At 65.9% G+C, this 10,227-nt stretch carries 4 protein-coding genes and 1 pseudogene; all 5 read left to right on the top strand.

Annotated elements, in window-relative coordinates:
• Positions 1-1,725 (top strand): annotated as a pseudogene (locus tag G0Q01_RS00785) (phage tail tape measure protein); the annotation flags it as partial.
• A gap of 2 nt (positions 1,726-1,727) precedes the next feature.
• Entirely contained in the window at positions 1,728-2,081 is a 354-nt protein-coding gene (locus G0Q01_RS00780; protein ID WP_164212932.1) for a hypothetical protein, read from the top strand.
• Entirely contained in the window at positions 2,078-2,548 is a 471-nt protein-coding gene (locus G0Q01_RS00775) for a DUF1833 family protein (RefSeq protein WP_164212931.1), read from the top strand. The genes G0Q01_RS00780 and G0Q01_RS00775 overlap by 4 nt, the downstream gene beginning before the upstream one ends.
• Positions 2,549-2,551: 3 nt before the next feature.
• A complete protein-coding gene (locus tag G0Q01_RS00770; protein WP_164212930.1) occupies positions 2,552-2,926 on the top strand; it encodes an NlpC/P60 family protein in 375 nt (124 codons plus the stop codon).
• Complete coding sequence (locus tag G0Q01_RS00765) at positions 2,919-10,223, top strand: host specificity factor TipJ family phage tail protein (RefSeq protein WP_164212929.1); 7,305 nt, start codon at positions 2,919-2,921, stop codon at positions 10,221-10,223. Before G0Q01_RS00770 ends, G0Q01_RS00765 begins: the two co-directional genes overlap by 8 nt.
• The last annotated feature ends 4 nt before the right edge of the window (positions 10,224-10,227 follow it).

Raw genomic sequence — 10,227 nt, 5'->3', positions numbered from 1 at the left:
CGCGAGAACGTCGCGGGGCTGGTCAAGGTTGAGACGAAGCAAAAGGAGCTGACCGAGCAGCTCGGCGAGATCGAAGGCCTGCAGGAGAGCATTGCCAACCAACGCCCGTTCGATGCGGCGGCGGAAAGCGCGCGTGAGGCGGCGGACGAAGTGGAGAGGCTCGCGAACGCGGAAACGAACCTCAAATCAGGGATCGATGCGGCCAAGAAGCTGATCCGCGAAAAAGAGGATTTCCGGCCCGACGCCTATCCCGATTGGTCCTACAAGAACGGCAAGCGGTACAACAGCGGGTGGCGCGCCGGCTACGGCTCGGACACCTACACCACGCCGGACGGCAGGCCGCATCGGGTCGCCGAGGGCATGACGATCACCCGCGCCCAGGCCGAGCTCGATCTTGATCGGCGGATTCGGGGCTATTTCGATACAATCACCGAGCAGATTGGTGAGACCGCATTCGCCGCGCTGTCGGACGATCAGAAGGGCAGCCTTGCCTCGCTGCTGCACAACTACGGCACGGGCGAGTTCCGCGCGGGCGGCGATCTCGGCGGCGTTGTCTCGGCGCTGCGCGGCGGCACCTCTCAGGAGGTCGCCGATGCGATTGGCGGGCTTGCCCGGCACAATAACGGCATCAACGAAAAGCGCCGCCTCGAGGAGGCCGCGGCGTTCGGCAGCACCAGCTCGGCAGAGGCTGCGCTCGCGCGCGCCGATGCCCTGCAGAAGGTCATCGCGGCAGGCAGCAAGCAGCTCGATCAACTGCAGCTCGAGGCGGAGTTGGCGGGCCAGAGCGTCGAGGCGCAGGCGCGGCTCACCTTCCAATATGAGGCGGTGCGCCGCGCGAAAGAGGCTGGGATAAACCCCGAGACCACGCTCACCGAGGATGGGCGCAAGCTGGTCGACGTGATCAACGAGCAGGCGGAGGCCTACGGCAAGCTGATGGCGGCGCGGGACGAAGCCGACAAGCAGCGGGAAACTTCCGGCGACGAGGATCAGGATCGCACTCAGCGGATTGACGAATATCGGCAGGAAATGTCGCGGCTCTTCGACAACCTCAAGCCCGGCGGCAACGGCTGGACCGGCTTTATCGACGATTTCCAGACCTACCTTCTCGACAAGCTCTGGGAGCTCGCCCTCGATCCGGTTTGGAAGCAGCTCTCCCTGCTGATGGATCAGGCCTTCGGCGCGATCGGGCCGGGTGGCACGCTGGCGTTCTCCGGTGCCGGCGCGACCTCCGGCTATTCCGCCAGTTCCGGCGCGATGGTCTCGGGCGGGCTTTACTCGACGGGCGGGCCGCTGCCGCGGCGCGCGGGGGGTGGCGGCTTCCGGAGCGTTCCGCGTGCGGTCGGCATGCTGCAGGGCTCCGGCAGCAAGAAGCAGGACAACCTGCTGTTCTGGGGCTCGCGGGGCGAGTTCATGCAGCCCGCCGCGGCGGTGGATTACTACGGGCTCGAATTCATGGAAGCGCTCCGCAGGCGAGAGGTGCCGAAGTTTGCGGAAGGCGGGGCGATGCCGGGAACTTCTACAGGCGGCGCTGGCGGCGTCACGCTGCGCCAGGGTGATGTCGTCGTGAACAACTTTGCTGGGGTCGAGGTCGAGCAGCGGCGGGATGCGGCGGGCAACCTCTCGCTCGATCTGCGCCGGGCGGTCAGCGACATGATCTCCTCCGGCGGGGCGGATGCCGCGCTGCAAAACCGATTCAATCTCAAGAAACCGCCGAGGGGGAGGTAAGCATGCCGAGCTGGCCCAGCAGCCTGCCATTCTTTTCGGGTCGCAGCGCTTACGAACTCAGCGGTCCGACCGGCCACATCCTGCGCACGCAGCCGAGCGTCGGCCCCGCGCAGCGCCGTCTGCGCACCACCGCCGCCTCGCGGCCGTTCTCCGGGGCAATCTCCTACATGAGCCTCGCCCAGCTTGCCGCGTTCGAAGCCTTCTATCGCGACGATCTGCGGCTTGGCTCGCTTGCCTTCGATGCGGTCGATCCGCTCACCGGCGAGGCGCGCGTCTACGCCTTCGCCGGCGAATACAAGATCAGGCCGAACAAGCTCGGAGTGAGCGTCTCGGCCACGTTGGAGATCATGCCATGAGGCCCTTGAGCGATCAGCTTCTCGCCGAGATGTATGCGGACTCGAGCGGCGCCGTGCTGGTGCCGCTGGTCAAGCTCGAGCACGTTGATTGGGAGATGCCTGTTTGCCTCGCGCGCAACGCCGAGGCCGTATCGCATGGCGGCGAGACCTATGTGCCTTTCCCGATGGAGCTGAGCCTGCCCGACGATGAGGACGAAGGGCTGCCGATCCTGCGCTGGACCGCGCAGAACGTGGTCCGCGAGATCATGTGGTATTTCCGGCGGGTCTCCGGCGTGGTGCGCGGGAAGGTGGTCTATGTCCAGCCCGCCGTGCCGGGCGTGGTCGAGATCGGACCCTTCGAGGTCGAGATCTCGGGCATCGAGTACGACGAACAGACCCTTTCCGGCGTCATGACGATCGAGCCGATCCTGGAAGAGGCTTTCGGGTACCTGACCATGACACCTGGGACCACCCCGGCGCTCTTCTGATCCATGTGGACGGATGACTGGATTGGCCTGCCCTATGCCGAGCTCGGCCGGGGGCCGGGCGCCTATGACTGCCTCGGTCTCTGGCTCGCCCTGCAGCGCGCGCGCTTCGAGCGCGAGGTGCCAGACCCGGAGTGCCGCATGGGGGACGCCCTCCGGCGCGGTACCGTGGACCGCTATCGCTCCCGCTTCGCGCGGGTGACTGCCGCGGCTGAAGGGGACCTCCTGCTTTTTCTTTCCGCCGGCCGCCCGCTGCACGTGGGCTTTGCTCTCGACAATCTAGACATGATCCACATCGACGCCTTTGGAGGCAGCCGTGTGGAGCGCTGGCGCGGGATGCGCTGGCTTGGAAAGCTCGAAGGGATATATCGCCTTGCTTGACCACCTGACCCACGCTGACGGCATCGAGGTTTCGATCGAGCACCACCCGTGCGCGCGCACCGAATGGGAGATCAAGCGCGCCCCGATCGGTGCAACCGTGGCCGAGATCGTCGCGCTGTCGAATATAGACTGCGCCCGCTTCGGCACCTTCCCGACCGTGATCCTGGTGCGCGGGGACCGCATCGACGTGGTGCCGCTCACCATGTGGCGCAAGGTGCGCCCCAAAGCCGGCACGCGGGTCGAGATCGCTTTTCCCATGGGAGAGCCCGGCACGTTGGCGCTGATCGCCTCCGCGGCGCTTCCACATGCAGCGGCCTATGCAGCCACGGCGCTGGAGCTGACAGGGATGTATTATGCGCTCACGGTCGCCGCGATCACCGTAGTGGGGGCGTTGACGATCAACGCGCTCATTCCGCCAGCGCAGCAAGGCAGCAGCGGCGCGGGCCCGCAGAACTACGCCATCACCGGCGTGGCGAATGTCGCCAATCGCTATGGCTCCTTCCCCTATGTGATCGGCCGGCACCGCATCTTCCCGTCGCTGACCGCCAGCGGCTATTCGGAAACTGTCGGGCGGTCGATCTTCTATCGCGGGCGCATGACCTTCGGATACGGACCGGTCGCGCTCGAGGATCTGCGTATCGGCACGACGCCGATCTGGGAGTACGACGGGGTCGAACTCGAGTTCCTGAATGTTGATCAGGACCGGACGCTGGCGGCGATGCCGCAGCTCGCGGACCTGGTGATCGCACGCACCGAGGAGGCGCAGACGCCGAAGGCCTTCGTCGCGCCGGGCGGGGAGGGCTATGTCTTCGCGCCGGGCGGTCCGGCAAAAAGCGCGAGCCTGACCATCACCTCGAGCCCGCTCGCCTATTACGCGAGCCTCGATGTCGTGGTCGAGGTCTCCGAAGGCGGCGGCGCGTGGTCCGCCGTGGCGACCTATCCCGGCATCACCGGCACCGTTACCTTCTCGGCGGGCGCGTTCTCCGATGGTGTGCAGCGCAGCTGGCGGGTGCGGATCGCGGCGGCGGCCGAGGCCCCTGCGGTGCCTGGTTCTGCGCTGCGCCGGAAATCGAGCGAGGGCATCACGGTCACTGCGGCGTCGGCCGTCTACCAGGCGCCGAGCGCGGGCTGGCGCAAGGGCAGCGAAACCATGCGCCTTTACGCGCAGGACGTGACTGAAGACGGCTATTCGGACGTCCCGCAGCACAATGACCCGGTGGTGAAATACACCCGGCTTGAGACCACCAGCGCGGCGATCGACCTGACCTTTCCGCAGGGGCTCTACAAGACGCGCAGCAGCGGAAAGGTCTCGGGCCACGGGACCGACTTTCAGTTCGAGTACCAGAGCACCGAAGGGGGGCTTAGCGAGGAGAATTGGATCGACCTCGGGATCGACAATATCCGCGCCAAGAGCACCACGCTCTTCCGCTGGACAAAGCACATCAGCTTCCCCGCGCCGGGCGAATATGCCATCCGCGTCACCCGTAGGTGGCTGATCGACGAAGATCCCGGCGACGTGAACACCGCAACGCTGACGGCGATCCGCTCTTTCGGGGACGGGGATTTGCCGAGCCAAGAGGGGATTGCCGAGGTTGCCTTCCGCATTAAGGCGAGTGAGCAGCTCAACGGCCAGGTCGACAGCCTCAATGCGATCGTTCAACAGCTCGCGCCGATCTGGGATGGTTCGGCCTGGACCGAGCCCCAGCCGATCCGGCATCCGGCCTGGGCCTTCCTGCAGGCGTTGCGTGGGCCGCACCTGCGCCGCTCGGTGCCGGACTCGCGCATTGACCTTGAGGCCTTCCGTGCCTGGGAGGAGCAAGAGCCGCATTGGACCTGCGATTATGTCGTCGACACGCCCACGCAGGTCGCGGATGTTCTCGACCTGATCGCCGCCTCGGGCCGCGCCAAGCGCACGCTTACCGATCTCAAGTGGTCGGTCATCCGCGAAAGCGCCGCGCACCCGGTGCGCCAGGTCTTCACGCCGCGCAATAGCTGGGGCTTCAAGGCCGAGCACCGCTTCCCGCGAGAAATCCATGGCTTCCGGGTCAAGGTCCGCAGCGAGCGGCTCGAGTGGCAGGAAGACGAGATCCTCGTTCTGATGGATGGCTACACGCGGAAGACCGCGAGCGAGCTCGAAACGCTTGAGCTTCCCGGCGTCGTTGTTACCGCCGAGAGCGAGGACGAAGGCAACGCCTTCCGGCTTGCACGCTACCACCTCGCGGCTGCGCTGCATCGACCGGCGACCTACACTCTGCAGACGGGCTGGGAGCATCTCCGCGTCACGCGTGGCGACAAGGTCCGCCTGGTGCATGACGCGGCTCTGATTGGCGTGGGGCAGGGACGGATCAAGGCGGTGGGCCAGAACGCCTCAGGCGGCCTCGCGTCGATCACCCTCGATGATTGCCTCTATGGCACGAGCGGGGAGTTTCGGCTGACGGTGCGCACGGTTGCCGGAGAAGCGGTCTTCACAGCAACGGCGCCGGCCGATCCCACGACGCGGCTTTGGACCGTTGCTTCGGGCTCGGGCATAGAGGCGGCCGATGTGGCGCCGGGCGATCTGGCGATTGTCGAGGAGGTGGCCCAGCGAAGCGCCGAAATGCTGGTGAGTGCCATTCGCCCCAATACCGACGACGGTGCAGAGCTGGTTCTCGTCGATGCTGCCCCCGACGTCCTCGACGCGGACAGCGGGGCAATCCCGCCCTACAGCCCGGTGATCACCGAGCCGCGCGATCCGGCCACCGCAGGCCTGCCACCTGCGCCGGTGGTGATCTCGGCCTATTCCTCGAGCCTCACCCAGATTGTGCTGCCCGACCTGTCGGTGCGCCCGCGCATCGCGGTGCAGCTCGCGCCTTTCGTGACGCGCGCGGCGGCCGAGGGCGTGACCTTGCAGCTGCGGTGGTCCGACGCCGAGGCAGAGGCCGCGTGGGTTTACGGCGAAAAGGTCGCCGTAGGCGAATACACCCTGCTGACCGGCGCGCTCGAGGAGGGTGAGAGCTACCGTGTCGAGGTGAGCGCGGTCGGAGCGGATGGGAAGACGCGCGGCTGGGTCTCTGCGGGTGTGGTCACGGCCACCATGGCGCCGCCGGCGCCGCCGCTGATCTCGGCCAGCGCTGCGGCCTTCGAGATCCCCGATGCCGCGGGCAGGGGCCGGCGCCCCGGCATCCTGCTGAGCTGGGTGGTGCCGCCCAACAAGTCGCTCCGGGTGACCTGGCAGCTGCGCATCGCAGCGACGGGTGCGCTGGTGCAGCGCGGGCTCTTCGCCGAGGCCTCCGAGGGCAGCGTGCTGATCTCCGATGGTCTCGTGCCCAATATCGGCTATCAGGTCAGGGCAAGCTTTGTGACTGGCGCGTCCGATCAGCGAAGCTGGACGAGCTGGATGGACGTGACGACAGACGACGTGCGGCTTGTCAGAGACGATCTCGATACAGCGCTCACAGACCAGCTCGACGAGGCGTCGACCGTCGCCAACCAGGCACTGCAGGACGCGGAAGACGCGCATCAGGCGGCAGAGGCGGCGCAAGAAGAGCTCGACTTGGCTGTAGCGAGCCTCACCGTCGATTATGACGCCACGCAACAGGCTGCGCAGGACGCTCAAACGGCGCGCGACGATGCCCAGCTGGCGCGCGACAGCGCAGCGGCCTCCAAGGCGGCTGCCGCCCTCTCTGAAACCAACGCGGGCAGCGCGGCGGATGCTGCGTCTTCCTCGGCCAGTGCAGCCAAAACAAGCGCGACCGAAGCAGGACAGCAAGCGAGCGCCGCCACGGCTGCCAAGAATGCTGCCGCCACCTCCGAGAGCAACGCCTCCACGTTCGAGCAGCAGGCTGCGGCCGCAAAGCAGGACGCCGAAGGGGCGGCGGCGGCGGCGGCCACCTCCGAGGAGTTGGTGGCCAGCACCGCCGGGCTCTACGTGCACCCGTCTGACTTCGCGCTCGACGGCAAGTTCTGGTCGGACGCGATTGCCGGTGATCCCAAGACAAAGCCGGACAAGAGCGGCGCGTTCCGCGACACGCCGGAAGGCCGGGTGATCTACCGGAGCCTCCCGCTGGCGAGCAACTCGCACCTGGTGCCGAAGTTCTACCTGCGCAACGCGCCGGGCAAGACGTTCCGCATGACGCTTCGGGCGCGCTATGTGGGGACGCTGGGAAACCAGACGAATGCGGCTCTGCGCCTGCAGTTCCGTCGCATCAACGGCGACTTCAGCAGCACAACGGCGACCTGGACGAAAGACTGCATCTTCGAGGCGGCGAACACGGTCGAGACCTTCAGCTACGAGATCACCGATCAGAACGGCCTGACCCCGTGGATGCTCGGCTTCGCCTATTGGCCCTCGGCCTATACCGGCACGGGTGACGTCGAGGTGCTGAGCTTCGAGATCGAGGACGTGACCGCGCAGAAAAAGGCGAGGGATGCAGCGGCTGCGGCGGCCGAGAGCGAAAGCAACGCTGCTGCCTCCGAGAGCGGGGCGTCGCAGGCAGCCAGCGCTGCGGGCACCAGTGCCTACAATGCCGGTGTGAGCGCCGGTCAGGCTTCGTCCTTGGCCGGTCAGGCGGCGACGGCCAAGGCGGACGCAGTCGGTGCCGCCAACAGCGCGTCCGAGTTCAGCCGGCTCGCGTCCATCACGCAGCGGGCGGCGAGCACGCGCAATCTGGTGGTGCAGCCGGATGTGAACGACGTGCCGGTGGGCGCTCAGCCGGAGTTTTGGAACAACCGCGCGACCGTGGTGGACGGGCGCCCCGGTGGCGTGCCCGAGACGGATCGCAGCCTTGACCTCGCCGATGGCGCGGCGACGGCGCCTTGGTATGTCGGCAACCCGGCCGGCCGCAAATATCGCTTCAAGGCCACGGTTCGGACGATCGACACCGGGGCCGTCTCGCGGTTTACGCTGCGCGGTGAAGATGCTGCTGGCAACCCTCTTCAGACAGTGGGCTCGGTCAATTTCCCCGCTGGGCAGCCGTGGGCTGTGTTCGAGGACGTCATCGAGGTCACGCAAACCGGCTACGTGCGGTTCGCACCCGGCTTCGATCTGACCGACAGCGGCACAATCCGGGTCTACGACTTCCAGTGCCACGACGTGACCGAGGAAGAGAATGCCTCGGAGGCCGCTATGGCGGCTTCAGTCAGCGCGTCAAGTGCCAGCACGAGCAAGGACCAGGCCGGCAGCTTCGCAGGGGCCGCATCCACCCATGCGCAGTCGGCCCAGACCCAGGCGGGCTACGCGCTCAATCACGCCGAGGCGGCTGCTCTCAGCAAGAATGCCGCCAACGGCTCCGCAGTTGCCGCGGCGACCTACTCGCAGACCGCCGCCCGTATCACAGGGCAGGGGGTGGGCTGCTTTGAAGATGCCTACTTCGAGACCTACGGCGATGCGGGGTCGATGTGGCTGGACTTCAACGGCGGACCCGATACCCAGCCCCCTGCGGCCAACCAGATTTTCCCGGTCGGGAAGTCGCTCAGCTTCAATTACACCGATCTCACCGTATCCAACGGGGTGCGGATGCAAAGCTCTGACGGCTGGAAGGGGCCCCAGAACGAAGCGGCTTATGTAGTGGAGGTGATCTTCACCTACGTTGGTGGCGCTGGCATTGGCGGTGCCGGGGTCCTACTCGACTGGAACCACAGCAGCGGCGAAAGTCGTGCCTCGGTGAAGCTGGAAGACATGATTTCCGGTGGATTGAAGGCAGGCGTGCCGACCTTCGCCTCGGCGATCCTCAAGCGCCCGGCCTCGTTCCCCGGAAACTTCACCACGCATGATGCCTGGCTCATGGCCAACTATGATGGCAACGGTTTGGGGCCGATCCAGCGCAAGCACATCCGGTTCCACTATTTCCAAATCCGGGCGGCCACGCCGCAGGACCTGCAGAACCTCGACACGGCCGCCACCGTGGCGCAGGACACGCAGACCCTTGCTACGCTTGACGGTAAGGCGCGGGCCAGCACCGGCGTTGCTGTGACGGCCGCCGGCGGGGGTAATACCTACGTCACGGAAATTCGGCAAACGAGCTTTGCGAACCCGGACGGCTCCGGCGGCTCCGTGATCCAACTCGGCGCAGATCATATCCTCGCCGATGGCACGCTCACCACGCGGAAGCTCGCGGTGGGGTTCGGGGGTAACCTGCTCACGAATACCGGCTTCTGGGCTGGTCTCAACGATTGGCGAGCCTACGCGAATGGCAACGTCGGGGCGCAAACCAACTTTGCGATACGCCAGCCTGGGCAATCCTTTGCTGGCCTTCGTTATCCCACGCTGATGATGAACCAGAACGGGACAGCCACGGACGGCTACACCGATTTTTCGTCTGAGCCTGCCTATAACGCAGACGGGCATGGTGGTCTCGGGGCGCCTGTGACGCCTGGCAAGCGCTACGAAGCGACGCTTTATTGCTCGACGCACCGCTGCACCGGTCAGCTTCGCATCCAGTGGATCGACGAAGCGGGCAATACCATTGGCTATGCTGGCCCCTCGGGGATCGCCACTGCATCCAGTGATAGCAGCAACCCGGACAAGTGGCCGCGCTACGTTGTTCGAGGGACCGCGCCAGCAAATGCCTGTTACGCGCGGATCCACATTCGCAAGCTCGGGACACTCTCGAGCACGAGCAGCTACCTATTCATCCACAAGCCGATGCTCTGCGAAACCCCCGACAACGCCACCGAGATGACCCCCTATGGTCCGGGCGGCGCGACCTTCATCGACGGCGCCACCATGCGCACTGGCTCGATGACGGCGGACAAGGTTGACACTGGCTCCTTCAGCGCGGCGGGGCTTGCCGTCTTTGGCGGTGAGGTGAGGTCAGACAACTACGCCTCCGGTAGCGCCGGATGGGCGATCCACGAGGACGGCTCGGCCCAGTTCAACAACCTGATCGTGCGCGGCTCTCTGCAGGTGGGTTCGGTGTCGGATGGCGGCTTCTACGCGGGCGCGGCGGGCACCACTCAATACGGCGACGGTGACGTTGTCTACACCACCCCGGTCCTTGTCGGACCCTTCAACTTCGGGGACCTGTGGCATGTAGCTATCTCGGCCCTTATGCGCACATCCGCGCAGAATGGGGGTATCCATTCGCTATACGTAGAGGCTCGGACCCTTAACTCTGGGAGTTGGAGTGGATGGAGCTCAGCTTACGTGAGCATATCCCGAACATCACCTTCTAGCGATGAGTGGCTAGACATGAAGTCCTTTGGTTTCACCCAGCTGGAGGGGGACCAAGTGCAGTTCCGTATGCGGCAGCGCTTGGACGGCCCCAACCGCACGAGTGTGGGCAGACCACGTCTCAGCGCAATCTGTATCAGGAGGTAAGAAC

Source organism: Salipiger sp. PrR007, from assembly GCF_010499845.1.
Taxonomy (GTDB): Bacteria; Pseudomonadota; Alphaproteobacteria; order Rhodobacterales; family Rhodobacteraceae; genus Salipiger; species Salipiger pacificus_A.
Note: the sequence above shows the minus strand (reverse complement) of the source record. Positions and strands in the feature narration are given on the sequence as shown.

What these genes read in the sequence shown, in the direction of transcription:
- G0Q01_RS00780 (WP_164212932.1), top strand. Translation starts at nt 1,728, where the DNA reads ATGCCGAGCTGGCCCAGCAGCCTGCCATTCTTTTCGGGTCGCAGCGCT.
- G0Q01_RS00775 (WP_164212931.1), top strand. Translation starts at nt 2,078, where the DNA reads ATGAGGCCCTTGAGCGATCAGCTTCTCGCCGAGATGTATGCGGACTCG.
- G0Q01_RS00770 (WP_164212930.1), top strand. Translation starts at nt 2,552, where the DNA reads ATGTGGACGGATGACTGGATTGGCCTGCCCTATGCCGAGCTCGGCCGG.